Origin of the sequence: Streptomyces erythrochromogenes (assembly GCF_036170895.1) — a bacterium.
Taxonomy (GTDB): domain Bacteria; phylum Actinomycetota; class Actinomycetes; order Streptomycetales; family Streptomycetaceae; genus Streptomyces; species Streptomyces erythrochromogenes.
The window spans coordinates 1,187,026-1,213,839 of sequence record NZ_CP108036.1; the positions used below are offsets into that span (position 1 = coordinate 1,187,026).

Below are 26,814 nucleotides of genomic sequence, written 5' to 3' on the forward strand. Positions count from 1 at the left end.
TGGGCCGCGGCCGCGAGGTCCCGCCGGTCCGCGTACCGGCCCGGCGGGATCCGCGGCAGCAGCGTGACCTCGGCCCGGATCCCGCGGGCCCGGGCGATCCGCCACAGCGACGCGGTGAGCGGGTCGTCCCCGACGAAGGCGGGCGCCCCGGCCGGGCTCCCGTCGGCCCGCAGGTACGCGAGGTGCACGGGCTGTACGGGGACCCTCGCGTCCAGGGCGGACTGGAAGGCGGCCCGGCGGAAGGCGCCCTGGGCGCGCCCGCACCAGGTGGAGCCCTCCGGGAAGACGGCGACGCGGTCGCCTGCGAGCAGTGCGCGGGTCATCGTGGTGACGGTGGCGGGCAGCGCGCGGATCCGGTCGCGCTCGATGAACAGGGTCCCGGCCTGCCCGGCGAGGCTGCCGAGGACGGGCCAGGCCCGGATGTCGCTCTTGGCCAGCATCCGGCTGGGCAGGACGGCCGCGACGAGCGGGATGTCGAGCCAGGAGATGTGGTTGGCGACGAGCAGCCGGCCGCCGCGCCGGCCCGGGCTGCCGTGCACGGTGATCCGTACGCCGAAGGCCCGCACCAGTGCGGCCGACCAGGCCCGTACCAGCGCGTGGCGGGGGCCGGCCGGCAGCAGCCGGACCGGCGGGGCACCCAGGATCCCCAGCAGGATCAGGGCCACGGCGCCGGCGAGCCGCAGCACCGCGTGCGGGACGCTCGCGGTGCGCCCCTCGTGGCCGGCGCAGGCCTCGGGGGTGCAGGGCGAGGTGGGCAGCCAGACGCTCATGCGCCCGGGATGAGCGAGCGGAAGTGCTTCAGGTAGCGCGGGTTGGTCCGGCGCAGGGAGAGCAGCACGTACAGGTCGGCGCAGCCGAACTCCGCGTCGAGGGCGGGCTCGCCGCAGACCCAGGCGCCCAGGCGCAGGTAGCCGCGCAGCAGCGGCGGCAGTTCCATGCGGTCGGGGAAGGCGATGCCGTCGGGGTTCCAGGGGATGTGGGGGGTGACCCGGTACTCCTCGGGTGCCGGGCTGCGGGTCAGGGCGCTCTCGCGGGTGGCCGCGGCGAGGACGCCGCCGTCGGCGAGCGGTATCGAGCAGCAGCCGGCGAGGAAGTTGTGGCCGGTGCGGTCCATGTAGTGGGCCAGTCCCGCCCAGATCAGGGCGATGACCGCGCCGTTGCGGTGGTCGGGGTGGACGCAGGAGCGGCCGACCTCGACGAGGTCGGGGCGGATGGGCGCGAGCGCGGAAAGGTCGAACTCGCCCTCGGAGTAGAGGCGGCCCGCGACGGCGGCTCGCTCCGGGGGCAGCAGCCGGTAGGTGCCCACGACCTGTTCGGCCTCCTCGTCGACGACGAGGAGGTGGTCGCAGTACGCGTCGAAGGCGTCGGCGTCGAGGCCCGGCTCGGGGCCGTCGAGGCGGGCGCCGAGCTCGCCGGCGAAGACCTGGTGGCGCAGTCGCTGGGCGGCCCTTACCTCGTCCTCGTCGCGTGCCAGGCGCACGGTGTAGTGGGGGCCGGCGGTGGCGGCGGCCTTGGCCGGGGCGGGCGCGGGGGCGAGGAGGGGGGAGGTGGGGGCGGGGGCCGTGGAGAGGGACGGGGACAGGGGTGCGATGGTCATGGCGGCTCCTGAACCGGACACGGAGGGCCAGGCCGGCAGGTGGTGGCCTGGCTCCTTTACTTCTTCCGTGACCGGCTGGATTCGACATGACCGCTCTGCGGCCCGCGGGTGTGCGGACGGCGAACTCGCCGGTACCGCACCGCGGCGGCGCCGGGGTCAGCGGTCGGAGCTGAGGATCCTGCCGATCTCCGCGGAGGCCGTGCGGGCGGCCTGCTTGGGGTCCTGTCCGGTGAGCACGGCCGTCATGAAGGGCTTGATCGGGTTCTTCGCCTCCACCTCGGCCCAGCGGGCGGAGGTGGGGGTGGCCCGGCCCTGCGCGGCTCCGGGGGCCATGTTGGTGGCGCCCTCGTTGCCCTCGACCACGTGCGCGAGGGTGGTCTTGTTCGGTACGTAGCTCATCGTGCGGGCGAGCTCGGTCTGCCACTTCTCGCTGACCAGGGCCGTGATCACGTCGACGGCGCCCTTCCGGTGCCCGGTCCGCTCCGGGATGATCAGGTCGGAGCCTCCGGTGAAGACGGAGCCCGCCTTGTCGGAGGTCTTGCCGGGGATCGGGAAGAAGCCGAGCTTGCCCTTCAGCGCGGGGTTGGCCGCTTCGATCTCGGCGGCCTGGCTGGGCGGGGCGATGATCTGGGCGACCTGGCCGCGGGCGAACACCTGCGACTGCGGGGGCGTCTCCTCGTCGGCGGTCCTGGGGCCTTCGCCGAGGGCCTGGAGCTGCTTGTAGAACTCCATGCCGGCCAGGGCCTTCTCGTCGTCGAGGGTGCCGACCCACTTGCCGCCCGTCTCGACGGCGAGTTCGCCGCCCTCGTCCCAGACGAAGCCGGCGAGGACGTACCAGTTCTGGCCCGCGAGGTAGATGCCCTGCTGATCGCCCTTGTCGAGCTTCTGGGTGGCCTGGATCCACTCCTGGCGGTTCTTGGGCGGGGTCTTTATGCCGGCGTTCGCGAAGAGGTCCTTGTTGTAGACGACCACGCGGTTGGCGGCGTACCAGGGGACGCCGTACTGGGCGCCGTTGATGCTTCCCGGCTCGGCGAGGCCCTTGAGCCAGTCCTTGCTGCCCCACTCGCGCAGCCCTTCGAGGGTGAGTTCGGAGAGGCCTCCGGTCTCGATGTACTGCGCGACCTGGGTGTTGCCGACCTCGATGACGTCGGCTGGCTCCTTGCTCGTGCCGGCCAGGACGGCGTTGACCTTGTCGCCGATGCCCGTCCACTCCTGGATCCTGACGTCCAGGTCGAGGTCGGGGTGGTCCTGCTCGAAGGACGTGGTGAACCGGTCGATGAAGTCCTCCGAGGCGCTGCCCTTCATCAGCCAGAGCGTCACCTTCTGCCGCCCTGCGGCCTGATCGGCCGACTGGCCGCAGCCCGTCAGGGCGGTCGCGGCCGCGAGGGCCGTGCACACGGCGAGGAAGCGCATCTTCAAGAGGGTCACCTTCTGGGGCTCGATCTCAGATGGCTCGAAATTGGCATAGACCAATAGGCCGGTCAAGGGTCTTTCGCTCGGGATTGTTGGCGCAAAGTTCGCGGAGCAGGACTTACTGGGGCACCTTAGAACCAGGCAAAAGCGACCCACCGTCGGGAGACCCCCATGTCCAACCACACGTACCGGGTGACCGAGATCGTCGGCACCTCTCAAGAGGGCATCGATCAGGCCATTCGCAACGGGATCGCCCGGGCGGGCCAGACCGTACGGAACCTGGACTGGTTCGAGGTGGTCCAGGTCCGCGGCCACATCGAGAACGGGGAGATCGCCCACTACCAGGTGGGGCTGAAGGTCGGCTTCCGGCTCGAAGGCGAGGACTGAGGCCCCTCCCCGCGGCGCGTTCCCGGACCGCTCAGGTCCGGCCCTCGACCTCCTGGCCGGACGTGAGCTCGGGCGCGTCCTGCGCCCAGTCGGCGACGACGACCCGGAAACCGGCCGCCCGCGCAGCCTGGCAGACCAGTTCGTCGTCGTCGACGAGCATGCGCACCTCGCGGCCCCGCGCGATCCGGCCCAGCACCTCCAGCTTGGTCGTCCGGGCCGGGCGCCGGTCCTGGTTGCCGCGCATCCACAGCCGCCCCTCGGGCAGGCCGTGCCGGGTGAGCCACTCCACCGTGGCGGCCCGGCACCGCTCGGGCCGTCCGGTCAGGTACACCACCTCGCAGTCCGCCGAGCTCTCCACCGCCAGCGCGATCCCGCGCGCGAGCGGCGGATCGGCCGGCGCCGCGCCGAAGAAGCCGGCCCAGTCCCTGGGGCGGCGCTCCAGGAAGTGCTGGCGGTGGGCGGTGTCGGCCAGGGTGTTGTCGATGTCGAAGACGGCCAGCGGCGGCCGCGACGTGCTCTTGTCACTCATCCGGCCAGCCTATGGCCGGGCACCGACACGGGCGCGGGCGCGAGTGCGGGCGCGGGCGCGGGACACGGTCGGGGCCGGCCCCGGCGGGAATCCCCGCGGCCCTGCGGCGTTGAGTCCTGTGTGATCCGAAAACTCTCGATGCTCGACCGGTCGCGCACCCGCCGGGACCACCCGGCCCCGCAGGCCCTGCGCGACACCGTGGCGCTGGCCCGAACCGCCGAGGAGCTCGGCTACCACCGCTTCTGGGTGTCGGAGCACCACAGCGTGCCCGGCGTCGCGGGCTCGGCACCGACCGTGCTGGCGGCGGCCGTCGCCGGGGCGACGGACCGGATCCGGGTCGGCACGGGCGGGGTCATGCTGCCCAACCACCAGCCCCTCGTGGTCGCGGAGCAGTTCGGGGTGCTGGAATCGCTCTTCCCCGGCCGGATCGACATGGGGCTCGGCCGCTCGGTCGGCTTCACGAACGGCATCCGGCGCGCCCTTGGCCGGGACACCGGGGACGCCGACCGTTTCGAGGAACAGCTCACCGAGCTCCTCGGCTGGCTCGACGGCACCCAGCAGGCGCACCCCGAGGTGCACGCCCACCCCGCCGAAGGGCTGCGGATCCCCGCGTACGTGCTGGCCACCGGCGAGGGCGCAGGGATCGCTGCCCGGGCGGGACTGCCCCTGGTGGTGGGCGACCTGCGCAGCCGCGCCCGGGTCGCCGAGATCGTGAAGGGGTACCGCAGGGAGTTCCGGCCCTCCGCGCGGGGCGCGGAGCCGTACGTCGTGGTCTCGGGCACGGTGGCCGTCGCGGCCACTGCCGAGGAGGCCCGGCGGATGCTGCTCCCGGAGGCCTGGTCCCTCGCGTACTCCCGCATCCGCGGCAGCTTCCCGCCGCTCCGCCCGGCCGAGGAGGTCGAGGCCCTGGAGATGACCCCGAAGGAGCGGGAACTGTACGAGGGCGCCCTCAGCGGGCACATCCACGGCACGGAGGAGCAGGTGGCGGCGCAGTTGTCCGAGGTCGCGGACGAGACGGGCGCGGACGAACTGCTGGTCACCACCTCGACGTACGACCGCACCGCCCTGCTGGACTCCTCCGCACGGCTGGCCCGGATCGCGGGCCTGCGGCCGTGAGGCGACCACGGATCGAGCCGTAAAGTAGGACGAATGCACCAGCCCACCGAAGCCCGGACCGGCCACCGCCACGACCCCTGCGTACGGGTGCGGGGCGCCCGGGAGCACAACCTGCGCGGGGTCGACGTGGACATCCCGCGCGACGCGCTCACCGTGTTCACCGGCGTGTCCGGTTCCGGGAAGAGCTCGCTCGCCTTCGGCACCCTGTACGCCGAGGCCCAGCGCCGGTACTTCGAGTCGGTGGCCCCGTACGCCCGCCGCCTCATCCACCAGATCGGCGCTCCGAAGGTGGACTCCGTCACGGGCCTGCCACCCGCGGTGTCACTGGAGCAGCGGCGCTCCTCCCCCGGCTCGCGCTCCTCGGTCGGCACGGTGACCCTGCTGTCCAACTCCCTGCGGATGCTCTTCTCGCGGGCCGGCACGTATCCGCCGGGCGCAGGGCGGCTGGACTCGGACGCCTTCTCGCCCAACACCGCTGCCGGCGCCTGCCCTTCCTGTCACGGACTCGGCCGGATCCACCGCACCAGCGAGGAACTCCTGGTCCCCGAAGCCGGTCTGACGATCCGCGAGGGTGCCATCGCCGCCTGGCCGGGCGCCTGGCAGGGCAAGAACCTGCGGGACATCCTGGAGGCGCTCGGCCACGACGTGGACCGGCCGTGGCGGGAGCTGCCCGCGAAGGACCGCGAGTGGATCCTGTTCACCGAGGAGCAGCCGGTGGTGACCGTGCACCCGGTGCGGGACGCGGACCGGATCCAACGGCCCTACCAGGGCACGTACATGAGCGCCCACCGCTACGTCATGCGGACCTTCTCCGACAGCAAGAGCGCCACCCTGCGGGCCCGCGCCGAGAAGTTCCTCGCCGATTCACCGTGTCCGGTGTGCGAGGGGCGCCGGCTGCGCCCGGAGGCCCTCGCCGTCACCTTCGCCGGGCGGACCATCGCGGAGCTCGCGGCGCTGCCGCTGACGGACCTGGACGCCGTACTCGCCTCCGCGCCCCCGGACGGAGAGGCGGCGCGGGTCCTCGCCGACGACCTGCGTGCGCGGATCGGACCCGTCACGGAGCTGGGGCTCGGCTACCTGAGCCCGGACCGGACCGCGCCGACCCTGTCCGCGGGCGAGCTGCAGCGGCTGCGGCTGGCGACGCAGCTGCGGTCGGGGCTGTTCGGCGTGGTGTACGTGCTGGACGAGCCGTCGGCGGGCCTGCATCCGGCCGACACCGAGGCGCTGCTCGGCGTACTGGACCGGCTGAAGGAGGCCGGGAACACCGTCTTCGTCGTCGAACACCATCTGGACGTGGTGCGGCACGCGGACTGGCTGGTGGACGTCGGGCCGCTCGCCGGGGAGCGGGGCGGGCAGGTGCTGTACAGCGGGCCGCCCGCGGACCTGGCCGGTGTCGCGGAGTCGGCGACGGCCCGGCACCTGTTCGCGGCGCGGGGGGCGGCGGGGCCCGCCCGGGAGGTGCGCCGGCCGACCGGGGAGGTGCTGCTGAGCGGGGTGGACCGGCACAACCTGCGGGATCTCGACGCGCGGTTCCCGCTCGGAGTGTTCACCGCCGTGACCGGGGTGTCGGGTTCGGGGAAGTCCACGCTGGTCGGTCAGGCCCTGGCCCGGGAGGTGGACGAGCGGATGGCCGAGCCCGGCTTCCCCGTGCGGCGGCTGGTGGAGGTGGACCAGAAGCCGATCGGCCGGACCCCGCGGTCCAACCTGGCCACGTACACGGGGCTGTTCGACGTGGTGCGCAAGCTGTTCACGCAATCCCCGCAGGCGCGGGCACGCGGCTGGAAGGCGGGGCGGTTCTCCTTCAACGTGGCGGGCGGCCGGTGCGAGACGTGCCAGGGCGAGGGCTTCGTCTCGGTGGAGCTGCTGTTCCTGCCGAGTACGTACGCGCCGTGCCCGGACTGCGGCGGCGCACGGTACAACGCCGAGACGCTGGAGGTCCGGTACGAGGGCCTGGACATCGCGGAGGTGCTGGCGCTGACGGTGGAGTCCGCGGCCCGGTTCTTCGCGGACGTCCCGGCGGCGGAGCGCAGCCTGCGGGCGCTGGAGGAGATCGGGCTGGGCTACCTGCGGCTGGGGCAGCCGGCCACCGAGCTGTCGGGCGGCGAGGCTCAGCGGATCAAGCTGGCGACGGAGCTCCAGCGGCTGCGCCGGGACCACACGTTGTACCTGCTGGACGAGCCGACGACGGGTCTGCACCCGGCCGATGTGCAGGTGCTGCTGCGGCAGTTGCACGGGCTGGTGGACGCCGGGCACTCGGTGGTGGTCGTGGAGCACGACATGGACGTGGTGGCTGGCGCGGACTGGGTGATCGACATGGGCCCGGGCGGCGGCACGGAGGGCGGCCGGGTCGTCGCGGCGGGCACGCCGTACGAGGTGGCCCGGGCGCAGGGCAGCCGCACGGCGCCGTACCTGGCCCGGGCCCTCATGAGCGGCCGGGAAGCGGTCGGGCAGGTCGGATAGGCTGCGCGGATGTTCCGGAGACGGCTGGGGACCCCGGGGGCCGACGAGTGCGATGCCGCACCTGCGCCCGACGCGGGCCCGGTCGAACGCGTGGCGCCGATGCCACCGGAGCCGTGGGACCCCGCGGCTCCGGTGGCACGGCTTCCGATCACGAACGACGGCGCCCGCCCGCTGGAGCTCTTCATCGAACCGTACTGCTGGAGCGAGTGGCTGGAGCCGGGCGCGAGGGTCACGGTCGTGACGGTGGGCAAGGCGGGCGCGGACCTTCCCTGGTCGGGTACCAGCGTCCCCGATGAGCCGTTCGAACTGCAGTACCTCGCGGACACGCTCGTGGTCTGGCCGTACGGCGACCTGGTCCTCGTCCTGGACGCGAGCGGGAACGAGCTGTACCGGTTCTGAGGCTCAGGCGTCGCCGGACAGGAGCTGTTGGGGCAGTTCGCGGAAGCTCCACTGCCCGCTGCGGCGGGTGAACTGCCAGACCAGGTCGTAGCGGTCGGGCCAGGACGCGGGGAGTCCGAGGACCTGGTGGGCGCCGAGGGCGCGCACCAGGCGGGGGATCCCGGTGTGCTCCCAGCAGACGAGTGCGGGCATGGGCCCGGCCAGCACGGCGTGTGCCAGGGCGGGTTCGGCGCCGACGGCGAACTCGGCGCGTACCGGGGTGCGCAGTGCGGTGGCCAGGGCGGTCACGGTCTGCCGGCACCGGGCGGGGGCGCGGCCCTTGCCGCCGGCGGCGAAGACCGCGGCGGGGCGGGGCAGAGGGGCGCCCTTGGCCGGCGGGAAGAGCCGCGGCAGCTCCTCGGCCCGGCGCCAGCCGCGCCCGGCCAGTGAGCCGGGGTCGTCCTCGCCGTCCTCGTCCCAGCCGGAGTCCCCGGCGTACGGTTTCTCGCCGTGCCGGATCACCATGACCACGGCGTCCTTGGGGGCGGGCTGCTGCCCGGATGCCGGGGTGCGGGGCGCTTCCTCGCCGGAGCAGCCGGCCGCGGCCAGTGGCACGAGGGCGGCGGCCAGTACGGCTCTGCGGCGTGGTCCGGTCCCGGCGGGGGCTTCTGGCATGGGCCCACTGTCTCCCATGCCCCGCGCGCCGCCGGGGCACGGCACGACGGCCGCCCGCCCGGTCAGCCGATCGGCGCAGGGCCCCGGGACGGCGGGGTCCTGCGCCGGGCTCCGCGTCCGGCCGGGGTCAGCGGGGGCCCTTGCGGACCGCCCGCAGCCATTCCTTGTTCATCGCGGCGATCGACGGGAGCGGGATGCCCTTCGGGCAGGCCGTGGCGCATTCGCCGGTGAGGGTGCAGCCGCCGAAGCCCTCCTCGTCCATGCGGGCCACCATGTCCAGGACACGGGTCTCCCGTTCCGGCGAGCCCTGCGGGAGGACGTTGAGGTGGTTGACCTTGGCGGAGGTGAACAGCATCGCCGAGCCGTTGGGGCAGGCCGCCACGCACGCGCCGCAGCCGATGCACTCGGCGTGCTCGAAGGCGAAGTCGGCGTCTGCCTTGGGCACGGCGGTGGCGTGCGCCTCGGGGGCGGCGCCGGTGGGTGCGGTGATGTAGCCGCCGGCCTGGATGATCCGGTCGAAGGCGCCCCGGTCGACGACCAGGTCCTTGACCACGGGGAAGGCCGCGGCCCGCCAGGGCTCGACGTCGATGGTGTCGCCGTCGGCGAAGGAGCGCATGTGGAGCTGGCAGGTGGTGGTGCGCTCGGGGCCGTGGGCGTCGCCGTTGATGACGAGGCTGCAGGCGCCGCAGATGCCCTCGCGGCAGTCGTGGTCGAAGGCGACCGGGTCCTCACCGCGCAGGATGAGGTCCTCGTTGAGGGTGTCGAGCATCTCCAGGAAGGACATGTCCTCGGAGATGCCGTCGACCTCGTACGAGGCCATGTGGCCGGGGGCGTCGGCGCCGCGCTGGCGCCAGACGCGCAGGGTGAGCTTCATGCGTAGCTCCGCTGGGTGGGGTGGACGTACTCGAAGACGAGGTCTTCCTTGTGCAGGACGGGGGCGGTACCGGTGGCGGTGAACTCCCACGCCGCGGCGTAGGCGAAGGCCTCGTCCCGGCGGGCCGCCTCGCCGTCCGGGGTCTGGGACTCCTCGCGGAAGTGGCCGCCGCAGGACTCGGCGCGGTGGAGCGCGTCGAGACACATCAGCTCGGCCAGTTCGAGGTAGTCCACGACGCGGTTGGCCTTCTCCAGCGACTGGTTGAACTCGTCGCCGGTTCCGGGGACCTTGATGCGGCGCCAGAACTCCTCGCGGATCCGCGGGATGCGGTCCAGAGCCTTGCGCAGGCCCTGTTCGCTGCGGGCCATCCCGCAGTACTCCCACATGAGTTCGCCGATCTCGCGGTGGAAGGAGTCGGGGGTGCGGTCGCCGTCGACGGCGAGCAGCTTCTCCAGCCGCTCCCGGGTCTCGCGTACGACGGCCACCGCTTCGGGGTGGGTGTCGTCGACGGTGTCGCGGTGGGGGTGGCGGGCGAGGTAGTCGTTGATGGTGGAGGGGAGCACGAAGTAGCCGTCGGCGAGGCCCTGCATGAGGGCGGAGGCCCCGAGGCGGTTGGCGCCGTGGTCGGAGAAGTTCGCCTCGCCGATCGCGAACAGGCCGGGGACGGTGGTCTGGAGGTCGTAGTCGACCCACAGGCCGCCCATCGTGTAATGCACGGCCGGGTAGATCCGCATCGGGACCTCGTACGGGTTCTCCGCGGTGATCCGCTCGTACATCTCGAAGAGGTTGCCGTACTTCTCGGCGACCTTGTCGCGGCCCATGCGGCGGATGGCGTCGGCGAAGTCGAGGTAGACACCCTGCCCGCCGGGACCGACGCCGCGGCCCTCGTCGCAGACGTTCTTGGCGGCGCGGGAGGCGATGTCGCGGGGCACGAGGTTGCCGAAGGAGGGGTAGATCCGCTCCAGGTAGTAGTCGCGCTCCGACTCGGGGATGTCGGCGGCGGGGCGGGTGTCGCCCTTGGCCTTGGGGACCCAGATGCGGCCGTCGTTGCGCAGGGACTCGCTCATGAGGGTGAGCTTGGACTGGTGGTCGCCCGTGCGCGGGATGCAGGTGGGGTGGATCTGGGTGAAGCAGGGGTTGGCGAAGTACGCGCCGCGCCGGTGCGCCCGCCAGACGGCGGTCGCGTTGGAGTTCATGGCGTTGGTGGAGAGGTAGAAGACGTTGCCGTAGCCGCCGCTCGCCAGGACCACGGCGTCGGCGTAGTGGGTGGAGATCTCGCCGGTGATCAGGTCGCGGGCGACGATGCCGCGGGCGACGCCGTCGACCACGATCAGGTCGAGCATCTCGGTGCGGGCGTGCATCTCGACGTTGCCCGCGGCGATCTGCCGGGAGAGGGCCTGGTAGGCGCCGAGGAGGAGCTGCTGTCCGGTCTGGCCGCGGGCGTAGAACGTGCGGGAGACCTGGACGCCGCCGAAGGAGCGGGTGTCGAGGAGGCCGCCGTACTCGCGGGCGAAGGGGACGCCCTGGGCCACGCACTGGTCGATGATCTCGACGGAGATCTGGGCGAGGCGGTGCACGTTCGATTCGCGGGCGCGGAAGTCGCCGCCCTTGACGGTGTCGTAGAAGAGGCGGTGCACCGAGTCGCCGTCGTTGCGGTAGTTCTTGGCGGCGTTGATGCCGCCCTGCGCGGCGATGGAGTGGGCCCGGCGCGGGGAGTCGGAGAAGCAGAACTGGACGACGTGGTAGCCCTGCTCGGCGAGGGTCGCGCCGGCCGATCCGCCCGCCAGGCCGGTCCCGACGACGATGACGGTGTGCTTGCGGCGGTTGGCGGGGTTGACGAGCTTGGCCTCGAAGCGGCGCCGGTCCCAGCGGTCCGCGATGGGGCCTTCGGGGGCCTTGGTGTCGGCGACGGGCTCGCCGGTGGTGTGGTCTGCGTAGTTGCTCACGGTCAGTTCACCATTCCGGTCATGACGGCGACGGGGACGGACACGAAGCCCGCGAAGAGGACGGCGGCCAGGCCGTTGGCGAGGGCCTTCAGCGTCCGCTCGCGCCGGGCCCGGCCCGCGCCGAGGGTCTGGGCCGCGCTCCAGAAGCCGTGCCGGACGTGCAGGCCGAGCGCGGCCATCGCCACGATGTAGATGGTGTTCCCGTACCAGGTGGAGAAGGTGGCGAGGACGTTCTCGTACGGGTGGCCGGCCCATGCGCGCTCGTTGACGGTGAGCGTGGTGAGGTCGAGCAGGTGCCAGACGATGAACAGGCCGAGGATGATGCCGCCCCAGCGCATGGTGCGGGTGGCGTAGCTCGCGCGGCGGCGCTTGTGGACGTACTTGACCGGGCGGGCCTTGATGTCGAGCCGGCTGAGCTGGTAGGCGGAGACGGCGTGCGCGACGACGGCGGCGAGGAGCACCGCGCGGACGATCCACAGGGCCCACTCGTAGTGGAGGAAGGGCGAGCCGAGGGTGCGCAGCCAGTGGGCGTAGCCGTTGAACTCGTCCGCCCCGAAGAAGATCTTGAGGTTGCCGAGCATGTGCACGACGAGGTAGCCGAGCATGATCAGCCCGGAGACCGCCATGACGGTCTTCTTTCCGATGGTGGAGCCCCAGAGCGAGGGGGCGCTCGTCCGGGTGCGCGTTGCCAGAGCCATGCCTTCGACGGTAGGGACGGAGGACCCGAAAGGTCCAAGACATGATGTCGGTCATCTTGATAGACATGACCTATGCAGTTCCAGCAGCTCCTCTACTTCGTGGCCGTGGCCGAGACCCGGCACTTCACCCGGGCCGCCGAGCAGGTCCACGTGGCCCAGCCGTCGCTCTCCCAGCAGATCAAGGCGCTGGAGCGGGAGCTGGGGGCCGAGCTCTTCAGCCGCGCCCGGGGCAACATCACGCTGACGGACGCGGGCGAGGCGCTGCTGCCGCTAGCCCGGCGGATCCTGGCGGACGCGGACACGGCGCGGCTGGAGGTGCAGGAACTGGCGCAGCTGCGGCGCGGGCGGATCCGGCTGGGGGCAACGCCGAGCGTGTGCACGGGCCTGCTGCCGGGCGTGCTGCGGGCCTTCCACCTGGCGCATCCGGGGATCGAGCTGCTGATCGAGGAGAGCGGTTCGCTCGACCTCGTACGGGAGCTGGCGCGCGGGGCGCTGGACCTGGCGCTGATCGCCCTGCCGTTGCCGCCCTCGGCGCCGGCCCTGACGACGGTGGAGCTGCTGACGGAGGACCTGGTGGTGGTGTCCTCGACGAAGCTGCCGGCGCCCGGCGGGGGCAGGGAGCTGACCATCGCGGCGTTGCGCGACGAGCCGATGGTGATGTTCCGGCACGGCTACGACCTGCGGGAGCTGACCGTGGCGGCCTGCCGGGCGGAGGGCTTCGAGCCGTCCTTCACGGTGGAGGGCGGCGAGATGGACGCGGTGCTGGGCTTCGCGCGGGCGGGGCTGGGCGTCGCGGTGGTCCCGGCGATGGTGGTGGCCGACGCGGGCCCGGGGCTGCGGGCGACGCCGCTGGCCGGCTCGCCGCTGCGGCGGACGATCGCGCTGGCCCACCGCACCGACGTGGCTCCCCCGCGCGCGGCGCGCGAGCTGAAGCGCATGCTGATGGCGTGAGCCCGGCGGGGCCCCTGCCCGCGACCCTCAGGCGGGGGCGGGCGGTGCCGCGGGCAGGGCCCGGTCGAGGCCGTCGGCGAGCATGCCGAAGGCCAGGTCGGCGTCGGCCACGGCGGCCGCGTGGGCCTCATCGGCGCTCTGCCCGGCATCGAGCCGCTGCCAGTTCTCCCGCCCCAGCTCGTGGCGGACCGCCACCACATGGACGGCCGCCAGCCGTGCGGCGAGCGGCGGCACCGACTCCGCCTCCAGGGCGGCGGCGAGCAGCTCGACCTCGCGGTCGCTGTAGTGGGACAGGCGCGACTCCAGGCTGGCGGTGGAGTAGAGCAGCCGCTGGAAGGCGAGGACCTCCGGGTGGTCGCAGAGCCCGGTGATCGGGTCCCGTTCGGCGAGGGCCGTCAGGAACTGGGCGTGCACGGCTCCCACCGGCGACCGGCCCGCGGGCCGGTCGCGGACGATGCGCGCCACCTCGTCCTGGTGGTCGGCGAACCGGTCGAGGAGCAGGTCCTCCTTCGTCGGGAAGTACCGGAAGAGGGTGGGCTTGGACACCTCGGCAGCCGCGGCGACATCGGCCACCGACACGGCGTCGAAGCCGCGCTCCAGGAAGAGCTCCAGCGCCGTGGCCGCCAGCTGGCGGCGCGTCCGGAGCTTCTTGCTCTCGCGCAGACCCGTCGTGTTCTCCATGGGCACACCCTAGCACGAATGAGAGACTCGGTAAATTTTTTAACCCGGTTGCTTTTTCTGTCGGGAGCCGCTTTCCTTGAGACATCGACGAGGAGAGGACTTCCGATGAACCACACCGATGTACTGATCGCCGGCTCCGGCCCCACCGGCCTCACGCTCGCCTGCGACCTCGCCCGGCGCGGATTCGCCGTCCGCGTCATCGAGCGGCGCACCGAACCACACCGCGAGTCCCGGGCCAAGGGGCTCCGGGCCGGCAGCCTCGCGATCTTCCAGGAGCTCGGCGTGGCCGAGCCCTTGATCGCCACCGGCACCGCGGGAGTGGTCCTGCGCAAGTACTTCGACGGCGAGCACATCAACGACACCCCCACCCCGGCGGACGCCGGCCTGCTGATCGGGCAGTGGCAGACCGAAGAGGCGCTGCGCGACCGGCTCGCCGGACTGGACGTGCACGTCGAGTACGGGGCGGAGCTCGTCGGCATCACCCAGGACGAGGAGGGGGTGCGCGCCGAGCTGGCGGACGGAAGCGTGATCGCGGCCCGCTATCTCGCCGGGTGCGACGGCGGGCGCAGCACCACCCGCAAGCTGCTCGGCATCCCCTTCGAGGGGAACGGGGAGACGGAGCCCGCGATGGTCATCGGTGACGTCAGGGCGCCGGGGCTCGGCCGGGACGCCTGGCACCAGTGGTTCACATCGGAGGGCGGCGGCATGCTGCTCTGCCCGATGCCGGGGACGGACTCCTTCCAGCTCCAGGCCTCACCCGAGCAGGACGAGCACGGCGAACCGCTGCCGCCCTCCCTGGAGAGCTTCCAGCGGATCTTCGACCGGTGCGCCGGGATGCCGGGCATCCGGCTGGAGGATCCCACCTGGCTCTCCTCCTGGCGGGTCAACGTCCGCATGGCCACCCGGTTCCGGGAGGGCCGGGTCCTCCTCGCCGGCGACGCCGCCCACGTGCACCCGATAGCCGGCGGGCTGGGCATGAACACCGGCATCGCGGACGCGGCGGCGCTCGGCCGGGCCCTGTCCGCCGCCCTCGCCGGGCCGGACGCGGACGCGGCGCTCGACGCGTACGAGACGGAGCGGCTGGCGGTGGCCGCGGGAGTCCTGGCCGATACCGCCGAGCGGTACGAGCGGGTCGTGGAAGCCGTCCGGACCCCCGGCCGCGGGACGGAGGTCGGACTGGACTGACGTGGCGCCGCACCCCGGAGCCGGGCGCCACCGGGACCGCGCCGCCCGGGCCGGCACGGGCCCGGGCAGCGGTCAGGAAGGCGTGGGCACCGCGTCCGAGAGGGACAGGGTGTGGATGCGGTCGGGGGCCCCGGGGCGGGCGTAGTACCAGCCCTGGGCGGTGTCGCAGCCGAGCGCGCGCAGCTGGGCGGCCTGCGCGCCGGTCTCCACGCCCTCGACGGTGACGGCGAGTTCGAGGCTGTGGGCCAGGGCGACGATCCCCTCCACGATCTTGAGGTCGACCGGGTCGGCGGGCTGCTGCTGCATCCCCCGGGTGAAGGAGCGGTCGAGCTTGAGCACGCTGACCGGCAGCCGCCGCAGATTGGCCAGGTTGGAGTAGCCGGTGCCGAAGTCGTCGAGCGCGATGTCCACGCCGAGTTCGGCCAGCCGGCGCAGCGGCTCCAGCAGTTCGTCGTCCGCGCCTATGAGGGCCGATTCGGTGACTTCCAGGCACAGCGCGCCCGGGGCGAGGCCGGACTTCTCCAGCACCGCCACGGTGTCGGCGACCAGACCCGGGTGGTGCAGCTGGGTCGGCGAGAGGTTGACGTTGATCCGCAGGGCGGATCCCCCGTGCTCGCGCTGCCAGATGCGGGCCTGGCGGACGGCCTCCTCGAGGACCCACCGGCCGAGGGGGACGATCAGCCCGGTCCGTTCGGCGAGCGGGATGAAGCGGTCGGGGCCGAGCACCCCGTACTGCGGGTGGGACCAGCGCACCAGTGCCTCGGCACCGTGCACGGTGCCGTCGCGCATGTGGACCAGCGGCTGGTACTCGATGAAGAACTCGCCGCGCTCCAGCGCCGCCGGCAGGGCGTTGGTCAGTCCGTGCCGGGTGATCGCACGGGCGTCGGCCTCGGCGTCGGCGAACTCGAAGCGGTTGCCGCCCGCCGCCTTGGCCCGGTACATGGTGATGTCGGCGCTGCGCAGCACCTCGGCCGGGGTGCGCTCCTTGGCCCGTCCCTCGACGATGCCGATGCTCCCCCGGACCGTCAGCTCCCGGCCCTCCAGCCGGATCGGCGTCGAAAGGGCCGTCAGGATGCGGACGGCGAGCTCGGTCACCTGCTCCTCGGTGTCCGGGCCGGTGGTCAGCGCGACGAACTCGTCGCCGCCGAGCCGGGCGACGACCTCGCCGGGACCGGTCGCACAGCTCTGCAGCCGGTCGGCGACCTCCACCAGCAGCCGGTCGCCCGCCGAGTGCCCGAGGCTGTCGTTGACCGCCTTGAAGCCGTCGAGGTCCAGGTAGCACAGGCCGTAGCGGTCGCCGCCGGACCCGCTGAGGGCCTTCTCCAGGCGTTCGAAGAACAGCGTCCGGTTGGGCAGTCCGGTGAGGGCGTCGTGGGTGGCCTCGTAGCGCAGGCGCAGGTTGAGCAGCCGGCGTTCGGTGGTGTCCTCCATCAGCGCCAGCTGGTACTGCGGCTTGCCCTCGGCGTCGCGCAGCAGCGACACCGTCAGGTTGGTCCAGAGCACGGTCCCGTCGTGGCGGTAGTACGGCTTCTCCACGCGGTAGCTCTCGCGCTCACCGCGCACCAGCTCGCCGTACATCCGCCAGACGTGCGGGGTGTCGTCGGGGTGGCCCCACTCGCTGACGTTGCGGCTGCGGACGTGCCCCTCCAGGCCGCCGAACATCTGGAGCAGCGTGTCGTTGACCTCCAGGACGTTCCCGTCGAGATCGGCGATGCCGATGCCGACGGCCGCGCCCTCGAAGACCGCCCGGAAGCGTTCCTCGCTCGCGTGCAGGGCCTGCTGGGCGTCGGTGCGGGCGGTCAGCGCGGAGCGGGCGATGGCCTCCTGCTCGCTGAGGGTGCGCTCGCGCAGCGCCCGGGCGTATCCGGCCGCGATGGCGTGCTGGAGCCGGGCGCAGCGCGCGTGGTACTCGGCGGTGGCCTCCACACCGGAGCCTTCGAGTCCGTCCGGTCCGCAGTAGAGGACCAGGTAGGACTCGATCACGCCGAGGGTGCCGGCGAGGGCCTCGGGGTCCGTGCAGTGCACGGCGACGAGATCCGCCCCCACCCGCTGGGCGACGGTGGCGTCGAAGGGCCTGGCGTGCAGGGCCTCGGTGAGGGTCCGGGTGAGCGGCACGAGGTGCCGTTCGAACTCGGGCCGGGTCAGCGAGGTCGCGGTGACGGGGAAGATGGCCCGCCCCCAGATCGTCGCGAAGCGGGAGATCCGGTCCTCGATGCCGCCGTCGGGCGCGGCCGCGGGCCCCGCGGCCGGTGCGGGCGCGGCTGCGGGCGCCGCGACGGTGTTCGGCGCGCCCGCCGTCTGTGCCGGAAGTCTCACGCCTTGCGTCCCACGCCTGCGTAGCCCGAGAAGGCGTAGGGGTCCTCCGGCGTCTCGCCGTCCTCCCCGCCCTCGGCGCGGTCCGGGCGCCAGTCGGGCATGGAGACCAGTCCGGGCTCCACCATCTCGAACCCTTCGAAGAAGCTGCTGATCTGTCGGCCGGTGCGCATGACGAGGGGGTTGCGGATGTCCCGGTAGACGCCGACGGCGCCGCCCGCGACCTCCTCCGTGAGCGGGATGCCCTCGTAGGAGGCGTGCGTGAGGATCAGCAGGCTGCCGGGGGCCAGCGCGTCGCGCAGTTCGGCCAAGGCCTCGTAGGGGTGGTCGGTGTCCTCGAGGAAGTGCAGGACGGCCACGAGCAGCAGGGCGACCGGGCGGTCGAAGTCGAGGAGCCGTCCGACCTCGGGCGCGGCCAGGATCTCCTTGGGCTTGCGCAGGTCCGCGGCGACGACGCCGGTGTGCTCGTCGTCCAGGAGGACGGCATGGCTGTGCGCCACGGCCACCGGGTCGTGGTCGACGTAGACCACGCGGGCCCGGGGGCTGGCGTCCTGGGCGATCTCGTGGACGTTTCCGAAGGTCGGGATGCCGGAGCCGATGTCGAGGAACTGCGTGACGCCCTCGGCGACGGCGTACCGGACGGCGCGGCGCATGAACGCCCGGTTCGCCTGCATGATCTTGGGCAGTCCCGGCATGAATTCCATGGCGCGTCGGGCCGCCTGGCGGTCGACCTCGAAATTGTGGGACCCGCCAAGGTAGTAATCGTAGATGCGGGACACGCTCGGCACCGATATGTCGATGCCTGGCGGGGCCCAGGCGGGGCGCTCCATCGGGATCTCCAAGCGTTGTTCCTGCGGCGGTCCGCGCGGGGTCGGACTCCTGTCCGAGCCGAATGTACTGATCATTGACCAACAGGGCGAGCAAAAGCGGAAATTGGCGATCCGTTCTTCGTCACACACCAAAGGCGCCCGGCGGCGCCCCCGGGACAAATGACCGGTACCGACAAATCCCTTTTGAGAATTGACCGGACGGTGATCGGACTCGCCTCCGACCGCTCCGCGGCTGGCTCAAACCTTTCCGGTCGGCACTCCACCCGTTCAGGCGAACCGGGGCCGAGCCTCGCGTGCGCGGGGGCGCGCGGGCCCATGCTCCCCGGGTGAACAGAGCCTGTGCCAGGCGCCTGCTGGCGGTCCCGGTCCTGCTGTGGGCGGCCCTGTCCGTCACACCGGCCGTGGCTGATAGCAGCGCCTACCCGACGACCGACTCCGGCGACGGCGCGAGCGCCGCCGCGGTGGTCGCGGTGGCCTCCGGCGACGGCCGCGGACGCGGACCGGGTGGTGGACATCACGGTGACGACCACCGCTCCGACCACGGAAGACACCGTGGTGACGGCCGGGGCGGGGGGCATCATGGCCGCCCCCACTGCCCGCCGCCGCCACCCCCGCCGTGTCCGCCGAAGCCGCCGCCGAAACCCACGCCGCCGCCCGAGCCGACGCCCCCTCCGCCACCCCCGAAGCCCACGCCGAGCCCGGTGCCGACCCCACCGCCTCCGCCCGCGCCTCCACCACCGAAGCCCGCGCCGCCGAAGGCCGCGCCCAGGCCCGTACCGAAACCCGTCCTGCCCGCACCGGTCCGCCCCAAGCCGGCGCCCGCTCCGCCCCGTGCGGCGAAGGCGCCCGCGCCGCCACCGCCGGCTCCCGTGGTGTCCTCGCCGACCCCGAAACCGGTGGCCCGCCCGGCGTACCGCGCGGCGACCCGCAAACCGGACGAGCACCACATCTCGCCGGTGACCTTCACCCTGCTGACCGCGGCTCCCGCGGTGCTCGCGATCGTCGCGCTGCGCCCGCGCTAATCCGCCCGATGCCAAACGATCTGGAGTCATCTTGTCGGAATGGCTCGTCCTGTCCCTCGCGATGGCTGCGGCCTGTGCCGTGGTGCTGTCCATCGCCTTCTTCAATCACCGCAGGATCGGCGAGGACGACGATCCGAACGAGACCCCGGACGTCATCGAGTACATGACGATGATGATCGGGGTGATCTACGCGATCGTGCTGGGCCTGGCGATCGCGGGCGTCTGGGAGGGCCGCGGAGCCGCCCAGGAATACGTACGCCAGGAAGCACAGGCCCTGCACGAGATCAGCGTCCGCTCGCAGGTCTACCCGGCCGAGGTCCGGGCGAAGATCCGGTCCGACGTGGACGCGTACGTGACCCACGTGGTCGACACCGAGTGGAAGGCGATGGCCGACGAGGGCGAGCTCACGGACCGCGGCGGGGAGCTGCTGGAACGTATCCGCCGCGACGTCACCGACTACGAGCCGCAGACCGACCACGAGGGCCAGGCCTACCAGCCGCTCGTCGACCAGGTGGCGGTGGCAGACGACGCCCGCAGCGCACGCGGCGCGAGCGCCGGGGCCACCATGCCGGGCGTGGTCTGGTTCGGGCTGATCACCGGGGCGCTGGTCACGGTGGGCCTGATCTTCACCCTGCAGATCAGGCGTTCGTTCCGGGAGATGCTGCTGGCCGGCCTGTTCAGTGCGCTGATCGCATTTCTGCTGTTCCTGATCTGGGACTTCGACGCGCCGTTCGGTCGGGGCATCTCGGCCACCGCCGAACCGTTCCTCACGCAGTTCTCCCACCTCGACCTCGGCGGCTGAGGCCGCCCGGCAAACCGGGGACGGGCCTCCCGTCCCCGGTTCGGCCTACGGCCGTGCCCCATTCGCCCGTTCCTGATCGCGGGCCCCGGTACCCGGACCTAGCGTGGCGGACATCGAGGCGCACGAACCCCACCGTGCGGAAACCGTTCCGCGGCTGCTCCTCGGGGATCCGGAGAATCAACCATGGGTGCGATACGTACCTCCGCCACCGCCCTGCTGAGTGCCGGCGCCACGTTCGCCGTACTCGCACTCGCAGCGCTCGGCGCGCCCGCCGCGTCCGCGGCCGAGGACCGGCCCGGGGCCCAGGCCGGGCCCCAGGCCGAAACACGGGCCGGAACACAGGCCGGAACACAGGCCGGGAAGCAAGCCAAGGCCCAGGCCCTGCAGGTCACTTCGTTCGGTTTCACCCTCACCCCCTCGACCGTCGCCCCCGGCGGCCAGGTGGTGCTCGCGGTCAGCGCCTGCAACGCCGCCTACTCCACCGCCTCCTCCGGTGTGTTCGACACCGTGAGCATCGCGCGCGGCCAGAGCGTTCGGGCCACCGTGGACCGGGACGCCCGGCCCGGAGCCGTGTACTCCGTCTCCTTCACGTGCAACGGGGAGACCGGCTCGGCGGATCTGACGATCGCCGGCGGCACGACCAGGCCCACGACGAGTTCCACGAGGACCGGCACGGCCACGGCCCCCGCGACGAACCCGGCCACGGCCCCCGTCACCACCACCTCCGCCCGCGGTGTCCGCGGGGGCCTGGGCGGCAGCGTCGCCGGGATGGACCCGGTGGAACTCGGTGCGGGCGCGGGTCTCTTCCTCGCCGCCGCGGGCGCTACGGCGTACGCCCTGCGCCGCAGGGCCTCCGGCCGCGGTCATTGAGTTCCGCGCACCTGCCCCTCCACCGCCGGTCGCCCCGGGTCCTCGGGGAGGACGCGGGGCGACCGGCGGGAGCGGGCGGTGCCTGACCGGGACGGCCGACCGGTCAGCTCCGGCTCCGGAGCGGACGGCGACGACGCAGCACGTGGGCGCCCGCTCCCAGGGCGGAGGCGCCGACCAGGCCCGCGCCGATGGCCGTCTCGGCGGTGGACGGGCCGAAGGATCCGCCGATACCGCCCTGCGAGGGGTTGCCCTCGAGGATCCGGAAGCGGGCCGTGGCGATGAGGTTGCTGTCGTTGCACTTGACCGACAGCGTGTGGGTGCCCGGAGAGGCGTGGTTGAAGACCCGCACGGTCGCGAAGCCGATCGATCCTGCGGACAGGTTGGCCGGCGGAAAGTTCCCGTGCGAGGTGACGGTACCGCCGTGACCGCAGCCCGCTGCGCTCACCTGCATCGTCGAGCCCTGGTGCACGGCGTACGGGTTCACGGAGATGTTGCTGGGGCCGTTACCGCCCCCATTCCCACCCCGGCCTCCGGGGTCCTGGTTCGCGGAGGCGAGCGGGGCACTGAGGCCGAGGGCGGCACAGGCTGCCGCCGTCACGGTAAGAGCGCGCAAGACACGCATGGTGGAACCTCCAGCGGGAAGCGCCCCGGAGCGTCGGCCCCGGATGATCGACGAGAACGCCTCCCACGTCGAACCCTCCGATCGTCCCGCAACCTCCGCATTTCCGGCTTTGGGCCGCCCGGTTGAGCGACACGCCGAGGCGCGGACGGCCGGGCTGACGGATCCGCAGGTCACGACCCGTCAGGCATTTATGTGACGATTACCTGGATGGGCGCATCCCTTCCGGCCCCTTCCGGCTCCCTCCGCGGGCGCGGCCACCCGTTCGCCCCTCCCCCCTCGCCGACCTGCCGCCCCGGCCTTAGCGTGCGTGAAGTAGGGCGTACAGGGGCGGGACATGAACGCGGGTCGGGACCCCCGCGTCGGGAAGGGAGAACGATGGGCGAGGACGAGACGGGGCAGTCACGAAGGCGCTCACCGTGGGGCGCGATCGCCCTGGTCATGCTCACCGGCCTCGCCATGGTGCGAAACGGCGTGAACATCGACGACGGTCCGCCCCAGCCCACCGCGGCCTCGGCCGTCGCGGTGACGGCCGACCAGCTGCCGGCGAATCCGCCGAAGCCGCCCGCGGACATGGAGCTGCTGGAGCACTCGTCCGTGCAGCGCATCCGGATTCCCACGATCAACGTGGACGCGCCGGTGATGACGGTCGGGCTGGACGCGGAGGGCTGGATCGACGCCCCGCCGCCGCAGGAGCGCAACCTCGCGGGCTGGTACCTCAACGGCATCTCGCCCGGCCAGCGGGGCTCGGCGGTGGTCGTGGGCCACGTGGACAACGCGCAGGGCCCGGCGGTCTTCTACGGCCTGGGGTCGGTCAAGCCGGGCAACCGGATCGAGGTGGAGCGGTACGACGGGCGCACGGCGGTGTTCGAGGTGTACGGGGTGGAGGTCTTCTCCAAGGAGGCCTTCCCCGGAGCGCGGGTCTACGGGGACACCGGGCACGCGGAACTCCGGGTGATCACCTGCGGCGGCGGCTACTCCAAGGCGGGCGGGTACGACGGCAACGTGGTCGTCTTCGCGCGGATGGTGGAGTCCCGCTGAACGGGGGCGGGGCCGGGGCTTCCCCGGCCCCGCCTCAGCTCGAAGCCACGGAGGACAGGGTCGGCAGCGTCATCCGGTAGCCCCGCGCGATCAGTTGGGGCAGGTAGGAGGCGATGGCCTGGACGCTCTGGGTCCGGTTGCCGCCCGCGTCGTGCGAGAGGACGATCGCGCGGGGCCCGGCGCCGCGCAGGACCCGGGAGACGATCGTGGTGGTGCCGGGCTCCTCCCAGTCCAGGCTGTCCACGGTCCAGGCGAGCGGCTCCATCCCCAGTTCGGCCCCGATCTCGAAGGCGGCCCGGTTCCACGCCCCGTAGGGCGCACGGAACCACTGCGGCGCCTCGCCGACGGCCCGCTGTACGACCTCGCTCGTGCGGCCGATCTCGGCGGCGAGGGCGGGCCGGCTCAGCTTGGGGATGAGCGGGTGGGTCCAGGTGTGGTTGCCGATGACGTGCCCTTCGGCGACCATCCGGCGCAGCAGGTCCCCGTTCTCCGCGGCCATCTCCCCGCAGACGAAGAACATGGCGCGCACGCCGTGGCGGCCGAGCGTGTCGAGGATGGCCGGGGTGTAGCGGGGGTCCGGCCCGTCGTCGAAGGTGAGCACCATGGAGCTGTTCGTGCCCGCGTCGGCCGGGAGTTCCAGGATGGGCCTGGTCCGCACGGCAGGTTTCACGGCGGCCGGCCGGGCCGGGGCGTCCGCCGTCATGGGGCGCAGCCGGTAGGCCTTCTCGGGCAGCGCCCCGGGGAGCCCCCCGGGCCCTGCGGCGAGGTTCGGGCCGGGTCCGGCGGCGGGCCCCGGTGCACCGCCCGCGCCCGGCGCACCGGGCGTCGTGGGCGTACCGCCCTCGATGCCGTTGCCCGTGGTGATCAGTCCGGCGGCCGCGACTCCGAGGAAGACGGCGGTGCGCAGGAGCACGCGCCGCCCTACTGTCGGCTCGTCTTTTTTCATTATTACTACGTATCAATGACATCCCCGCGGATGTCGAGAGCCACGGACGTGCCCCGTTTCGCTCACCCGTGCGGACCAGTCGTGCGGACCGGTCGTACGACGGGTCAGCCGCGCCGCACCAGGGGGAACGGGAGGGTCTCGCGGATCGTCAGGCCCGTGAGGAACATGACGAGCCGGTCCACTCCGATGCCGAGGCCGCCCGTCGGCGGCATCGCGTATTCGAGGGCGTCCAGGAAGTCGTTGTCGAGCTCCATGGCCTCCGGGTCGCCGCCGGCCGCGAGCAGGGACTGGGCGGTGAGCCTGCGCCGCTGTTCCACGGGGTCGGTCAGCTCCGAGTAGGCGGTGCCGAGCTCGGTTCCGAAGGCGACGAGGTCCCAGCGCTCGGCGAGCCGGGGGTCCCTGCGGTGCTGGCGGGTGAGCGGGGAGACGTCGGTCGGGAAGTCCTTGTAGAAGGTGGGCAGTTTCGTCCTCTCCTCCACCAGCCGCTCGTACATCTCCAGGACCACGTCGCCGCGGGTGTCCTCGGGTCCGTGCGGCACCTTGGCGCGGTCGCACAGCCTGCGCAGCACGTTCTCCCCGGTGTCGGCGTCGACCTCCTCGCCGAGGGCCTCGCTGATGGCCCCGTACATGGTCTTGACCGGCCAGGTCCCGGAGATGTCGTGGACGACGAGCTTCCCGTCCGGCCCCGCCTTGTGGGCGACGGGCGAGCCGAAGGCGGCCGTCGCGGCCCCCTGGATCAGCTCGCGGGTGAGGTCGAGCATGACGTCGTAGTCGGCGAAGGCCTGGTAGGCCTCCAGCATCGTGAACTCGGGGTTGTGCTTGTAGGAGACGCCCTCGTTGCGGAAGGTGCGGCCCATCTCGAAGACCTTCTCCATGCCGCCGACACAGAGCCGTTTGAGGTACAGCTCGGGCGCGATGCGCAGGTACAGGTCGAGGTCGTAGGCGTTGATGTGGGTGCGGAAGGGCCGGGCGTTGGCGCCTCCGTGGATCTGCTGGAGCATCGGCGTCTCGACCTCCAGGTAGCCGCGGTCGAGCAGCCCCTGGCGCAGGGCCTGGACCGCGCGGGAGCGTGCCCGTACGACGTCGCGCGCCTCGGGGCTGGCGACGAGGTCGAGGTAGCGCCGGCGGACCCGGGCCTCGGGGTCGGCGAGACCCTTGCGCTTGTCGGGGAGGGGGCGCAGGCACTTGCCGGTGAGCTGCCAGGACCGGACCACGAGGGAGAGCTCGCCGGTCCTGCTGGCGCCGGGTTCGCCGGTCACGAGGACGTGGTCGCCGAAGTCGACCTTGGAGGTGAAGGAGTCCAGCACCTCGGCGCCTGCCTCGTCGCGGGTGAGCATCAGCTGTATGTCGCCGGACCAGTCGCGCAGGACGGCGAAGACCACGCCGCCGAGGTCGCGTACGACCATCACGCGTCCGGCGAGGGTGGCCGGCTCGGCGGTGCGGGCGCCGGGCGGGTGGCTCGGGTGGGCCGCCTTGAGCTGGGCGACGGTGTGGGTGCGCAGGCGGATCCCCACCGGGTAGGGGTCGGTGCCGGAGGCCCGGATGCGGTCCAGTTTGGCGTGGCGGACGCGCACCTGTTCGGGCAGCCGCTCCTCGGGCACGCCGGGGAGCTCCTCCCCCACCTCGTCCAGGCCCAGGGAGTCGATCGGGGGCAGGCCCTCGGTGGTGGTGGGGGCGGTGACGCCCTTGGGGTGGCCGTTGCCCCACAGGGTGCGCAGGCTGGGTACGGAGACGAAGCCCTCGGCGATGCCGGAGGCGAGGCTGACCCGGGCGAGCGAGCCGGCGTCCTGGTAGCAGAGGAACCGCGGGTACCACTCGGGGCCGTACTTGACGTTCGAGCGGTACAGGGCCTCCAGCTGCCACCAGCGGGAGAAGAAGAGCAGGAGCTTGCGCCAGACCTTGAGGACGGGGCCGGCGCCGATGCGGCCGCCCTCCTCGAAGGCGGAGCGGAAGACGGCGAAGTTGAGGGAGATGCGGCGCACGCCGAGGCCGGGGGCCGCGGCGCACAGTTCGGCGACCATGAACTCCATGACCCCGTTGGGCGCGGTGCGGTCGCGGCGCATCAGGTCGAGGGAGATGCCGTCCCTGCCCCAGGGGACGAAGGAGAGCAGGGCGATCAGCTCGCCGTCGGCGTCGAAGGCCTCGACCAGCAGGCAGTCCCCGTCGGCCGGATCGCCGAGCCGGTCCAGGGCCATGGAGAAGCCCCGTTCGGTCTCGGTGTCCCGCCAGCGGTCCGCCCGGTCGACGATGGTGCGCATCTCGTCCTCGGAGAGGGCCGAGTGGCGGCGGATCACGGTGGTCGCGCCGGCGCGCTTGACGCGGTTGACGGCCTGGCGGGTGACGCGCATGTCGCGGCCGTCGAGGTCGAAGTGGGCGACGTGCAGGATGGCCTCGTCGCCCAGTTGGAGGGCGCTCAGCCCGGAGCGGGCGAAGGCGGTGGCGCCGTCCTCGGAGGCGCCCATCACGGCGGGCTGCCAGCCGTGGCGGCCGGCCACGGCCAGCCAGGCGTCGATGGCGGCGGACCAGGCGGCCGGGTCGCCCACCGGGTCCCCGCTGGCGAGGCAGACGCCGGCCTCGACGCGGTAGGTGACGCCGGCCCGGCCGTTGGGGGCGAAGACGACCGCCTTGTCACGCCGGGTGGCGAAGTAGCCGAGCGAGTCGGCCCGCCCGTACGCGCCGAGGAGGGCCCGGATCCTGGGTTCCTCGTCCCCGTGCAGGGCGGCGGTGAGCCGCTGGGAGCGGAAGAGGGTCGCGGCCGCGTTGAGCAGGGCGAGCGCGCCGAAGAGGCCGAGGAGGAAGTACAGCGGCCGGGGCGGGCGGCCGTCGAACTCCCGGGCCGAGAAGAGGCCGCCGAAGACCTGTTTGGCGGCCCAGTCCAGCCACTGGCCGCGGGGCAGGGTGCCGGGGAAGAGGGCGACGAGCGCCCAGCCGAGGAGGACGGCGGCGAGCATGCCGAGGCCGAGCACGATCAGGGCGTGCCACAGCGCCCCGGGCCGGGACGCGGCGTAGAACTCCTTGCGGGCGGCGATCAGTACGGCCATGGCGGCAACGGCCAGGGCCATGGACGAGATGCCGATCCAGTAGTCGCCGACCGCGATGTCCAGGAGGTCGTCGACGATCAGCAGGGCCAGATAGGTGATGACCATCCACCAGGCGACCTTCTTGCGGGTGCCGAGGGCGGCCGCGAAGAGGAAGAGGAAGACGGCGTAGGCGAGGTTGGCGCTGACCGGTACGACGATCAGGTCGAGGAAGCGCACGACGTGCCGCAGGAGGCGCCGCAGCGTCGGGGAGAGCGAGAGCAGCGCGCACAGCAGGCCGATCGTCCCGAAGAACGCGCCGAACCCGTCGGGCACCCGGTTCAGGAAGCGGTTCCGGGTCCCGTGCGTCTCCTCCGCGGTGGCACTCATGGTTCGCACTGTAGGGAGGGGTGCGCCGGTGCGCGCGCCGAGCGGGTGGGGGCGTCCCGCACACCACGGCCTAT

At 72.7% G+C, this 26,814-nt stretch carries 23 protein-coding genes and 1 pseudogene; 10 read left to right on the plus strand and 14 right to left on the minus strand.

The features are described 5' to 3' along the window. Positions 1-242: 242 nt before the first annotated feature. From OHA91_RS05710 to OHA91_RS05720, 3 genes and pseudogenes are all read right to left on the minus strand, one after another. A pseudogene (locus OHA91_RS05710) lies at positions 243-770 on the minus strand (lysophospholipid acyltransferase family protein); the annotation flags it as partial. Next, positions 767-1,597, minus strand: coding sequence for a GNAT family N-acetyltransferase (locus OHA91_RS05715; protein ID WP_031147226.1), 831 nt, complete (start codon positions 1,595-1,597; stop codon positions 767-769). The pseudogene OHA91_RS05710 and the gene OHA91_RS05715, both read right to left, overlap by 4 nt. Positions 1,598-1,753: 156 nt before the next feature. After that, positions 1,754-3,016, minus strand: a complete 1,263-nt coding sequence (locus OHA91_RS05720; protein ID WP_031147224.1) for an extracellular solute-binding protein — start codon at positions 3,014-3,016, stop codon at positions 1,754-1,756. A gap of 165 nt (positions 3,017-3,181) precedes the next feature. Between OHA91_RS05720 and OHA91_RS05725 the strand changes: the two genes are divergently transcribed. Then, the gene (locus tag OHA91_RS05725; RefSeq protein WP_031147222.1) at positions 3,182-3,397 is read left to right on the plus strand and encodes a dodecin; all 216 of its coding nucleotides are present in this window, start codon (positions 3,182-3,184) and stop codon (positions 3,395-3,397) included. 31 nt (positions 3,398-3,428) lie between these two features. On the opposite strand, the gene OHA91_RS05730 is transcribed toward OHA91_RS05725, so the two are convergent. Continuing rightward, positions 3,429-3,926, minus strand: a complete 498-nt coding sequence (locus OHA91_RS05730; protein WP_031147220.1) for a phosphatase domain-containing protein — start codon at positions 3,924-3,926, stop codon at positions 3,429-3,431. 138 nt (positions 3,927-4,064) lie between these two features. On the opposite strand from OHA91_RS05730, the gene OHA91_RS05735 reads away from it, so the two are divergent. Genes OHA91_RS05735 through OHA91_RS05745 form a run of 3 tightly spaced genes read left to right on the plus strand, consistent with a single transcriptional unit; the run spans position 4,065 to position 7,901 of the window. Then, on the plus strand, positions 4,065-5,042 hold the full coding sequence (locus OHA91_RS05735; RefSeq protein ID WP_328741088.1) for an LLM class flavin-dependent oxidoreductase: 978 nt from the start codon (positions 4,065-4,067) through the stop codon (positions 5,040-5,042). A gap of 33 nt (positions 5,043-5,075) precedes the next feature. After that, complete coding sequence (locus OHA91_RS05740; protein WP_328738764.1) at positions 5,076-7,502, plus strand: excinuclease ABC subunit UvrA; 2,427 nt, start codon at positions 5,076-5,078, stop codon at positions 7,500-7,502. Between the two features lie 9 nt (positions 7,503-7,511). Further along, positions 7,512-7,901 carry a hypothetical protein gene (locus tag OHA91_RS05745; protein WP_051892728.1) on the plus strand — a complete coding sequence of 130 codons (390 nt, stop codon included), beginning with the start codon at positions 7,512-7,514 and terminating at the stop codon, positions 7,899-7,901. 3 nt (positions 7,902-7,904) lie between these two features. Here OHA91_RS05745 and OHA91_RS05750 read toward each other — a convergent pair whose 3' ends face one another. From OHA91_RS05750 to OHA91_RS05765, 4 genes are all read right to left on the minus strand, one after another. Beyond that, complete coding sequence (locus OHA91_RS05750; protein WP_266494196.1) at positions 7,905-8,555, minus strand: hypothetical protein; 651 nt, start codon at positions 8,553-8,555, stop codon at positions 7,905-7,907. A gap of 127 nt (positions 8,556-8,682) precedes the next feature. Next, positions 8,683-9,429: a succinate dehydrogenase/fumarate reductase iron-sulfur subunit gene (locus tag OHA91_RS05755; protein WP_031147213.1), complete on the minus strand. Its 747-nt coding sequence runs from the start codon at positions 9,427-9,429 to the stop codon at positions 8,683-8,685. After that, on the minus strand, positions 9,426-11,375 hold the full coding sequence (locus OHA91_RS05760) for a fumarate reductase/succinate dehydrogenase flavoprotein subunit (RefSeq protein ID WP_266494192.1): 1,950 nt from the start codon (positions 11,373-11,375) through the stop codon (positions 9,426-9,428). Before OHA91_RS05760 ends, OHA91_RS05755 begins: the two co-directional genes overlap by 4 nt. Before the next feature lie 2 nt (positions 11,376-11,377). Then, a complete protein-coding gene (locus tag OHA91_RS05765; RefSeq protein ID WP_031147209.1) occupies positions 11,378-12,073 on the minus strand; it encodes a succinate dehydrogenase in 696 nt (231 codons plus the stop codon). 72 nt (positions 12,074-12,145) lie between these two features. On the opposite strand from OHA91_RS05765, the gene OHA91_RS05770 reads away from it, so the two are divergent. Next, on the plus strand, positions 12,146-13,024 hold the full coding sequence (locus tag OHA91_RS05770; RefSeq protein WP_266494186.1) for a LysR family transcriptional regulator: 879 nt from the start codon (positions 12,146-12,148) through the stop codon (positions 13,022-13,024). Between the two features lie 27 nt (positions 13,025-13,051). Here OHA91_RS05770 and OHA91_RS05775 read toward each other — a convergent pair whose 3' ends face one another. Continuing rightward, positions 13,052-13,705, minus strand: coding sequence for a TetR/AcrR family transcriptional regulator (locus tag OHA91_RS05775; RefSeq protein ID WP_031147205.1), 654 nt, complete (start codon positions 13,703-13,705; stop codon positions 13,052-13,054). Positions 13,706-13,810: 105 nt separating this feature from the next. Between OHA91_RS05775 and OHA91_RS05780 the strand changes: the two genes are divergently transcribed. Then, on the plus strand, positions 13,811-14,890 hold the full coding sequence (locus tag OHA91_RS05780) for an FAD-dependent monooxygenase (protein ID WP_031147203.1): 1,080 nt from the start codon (positions 13,811-13,813) through the stop codon (positions 14,888-14,890). A gap of 72 nt (positions 14,891-14,962) precedes the next feature. On the opposite strand, the gene OHA91_RS05785 is transcribed toward OHA91_RS05780, so the two are convergent. Beyond that, positions 14,963-17,104 (minus strand): putative bifunctional diguanylate cyclase/phosphodiesterase, encoded by a 2,142-nt coding sequence (locus OHA91_RS05785; protein WP_266496862.1) that lies wholly within the window; start codon positions 17,102-17,104, stop codon positions 14,963-14,965. Positions 17,105-17,202: 98 nt separating this feature from the next. Then, the gene (locus OHA91_RS05790) at positions 17,203-18,033 is read right to left on the minus strand and encodes an SAM-dependent methyltransferase (protein ID WP_031147200.1); all 831 of its coding nucleotides are present in this window, start codon (positions 18,031-18,033) and stop codon (positions 17,203-17,205) included. 872 nt (positions 18,034-18,905) lie between these two features. On the opposite strand from OHA91_RS05790, the gene OHA91_RS05795 reads away from it, so the two are divergent. From OHA91_RS05795 to OHA91_RS05805, 3 genes are all read left to right on the plus strand, one after another. After that, positions 18,906-19,055: a hypothetical protein gene (locus OHA91_RS05795; protein ID WP_328738766.1), complete on the plus strand. Its 150-nt coding sequence runs from the start codon at positions 18,906-18,908 to the stop codon at positions 19,053-19,055. A 31-nt stretch (positions 19,056-19,086) separates the two neighbouring features. Then, on the plus strand, positions 19,087-19,857 hold the full coding sequence (locus tag OHA91_RS05800) for a bestrophin-like domain (RefSeq protein WP_031147196.1): 771 nt from the start codon (positions 19,087-19,089) through the stop codon (positions 19,855-19,857). Between the two features lie 183 nt (positions 19,858-20,040). Further along, positions 20,041-20,727, plus strand: coding sequence for a hypothetical protein (locus tag OHA91_RS05805; protein WP_328738767.1), 687 nt, complete (start codon positions 20,041-20,043; stop codon positions 20,725-20,727). A 103-nt stretch (positions 20,728-20,830) separates the two neighbouring features. Here OHA91_RS05805 and OHA91_RS05810 read toward each other — a convergent pair whose 3' ends face one another. Beyond that, entirely contained in the window at positions 20,831-21,349 is a 519-nt protein-coding gene (locus OHA91_RS05810; protein ID WP_031147192.1) for a hypothetical protein, read from the minus strand. Between the two features lie 375 nt (positions 21,350-21,724). On the opposite strand from OHA91_RS05810, the gene OHA91_RS05815 reads away from it, so the two are divergent. Beyond that, the gene (locus OHA91_RS05815; RefSeq protein ID WP_328738768.1) at positions 21,725-22,387 is read left to right on the plus strand and encodes a class F sortase; all 663 of its coding nucleotides are present in this window, start codon (positions 21,725-21,727) and stop codon (positions 22,385-22,387) included. Between the two features lie 34 nt (positions 22,388-22,421). On the opposite strand, the gene OHA91_RS05820 is transcribed toward OHA91_RS05815, so the two are convergent. Then, on the minus strand, positions 22,422-23,333 hold the full coding sequence (locus OHA91_RS05820; RefSeq protein ID WP_031147188.1) for a polysaccharide deacetylase family protein: 912 nt from the start codon (positions 23,331-23,333) through the stop codon (positions 22,422-22,424). Positions 23,334-23,437: 104 nt separating this feature from the next. Continuing rightward, positions 23,438-26,740 carry a bifunctional lysylphosphatidylglycerol synthetase/lysine--tRNA ligase LysX gene (gene lysX, locus OHA91_RS05825; RefSeq protein WP_328738770.1) on the minus strand — a complete coding sequence of 1,101 codons (3,303 nt, stop codon included), beginning with the start codon at positions 26,738-26,740 and terminating at the stop codon, positions 23,438-23,440. Between the last annotated feature and the right edge of the window lie 74 nt (positions 26,741-26,814).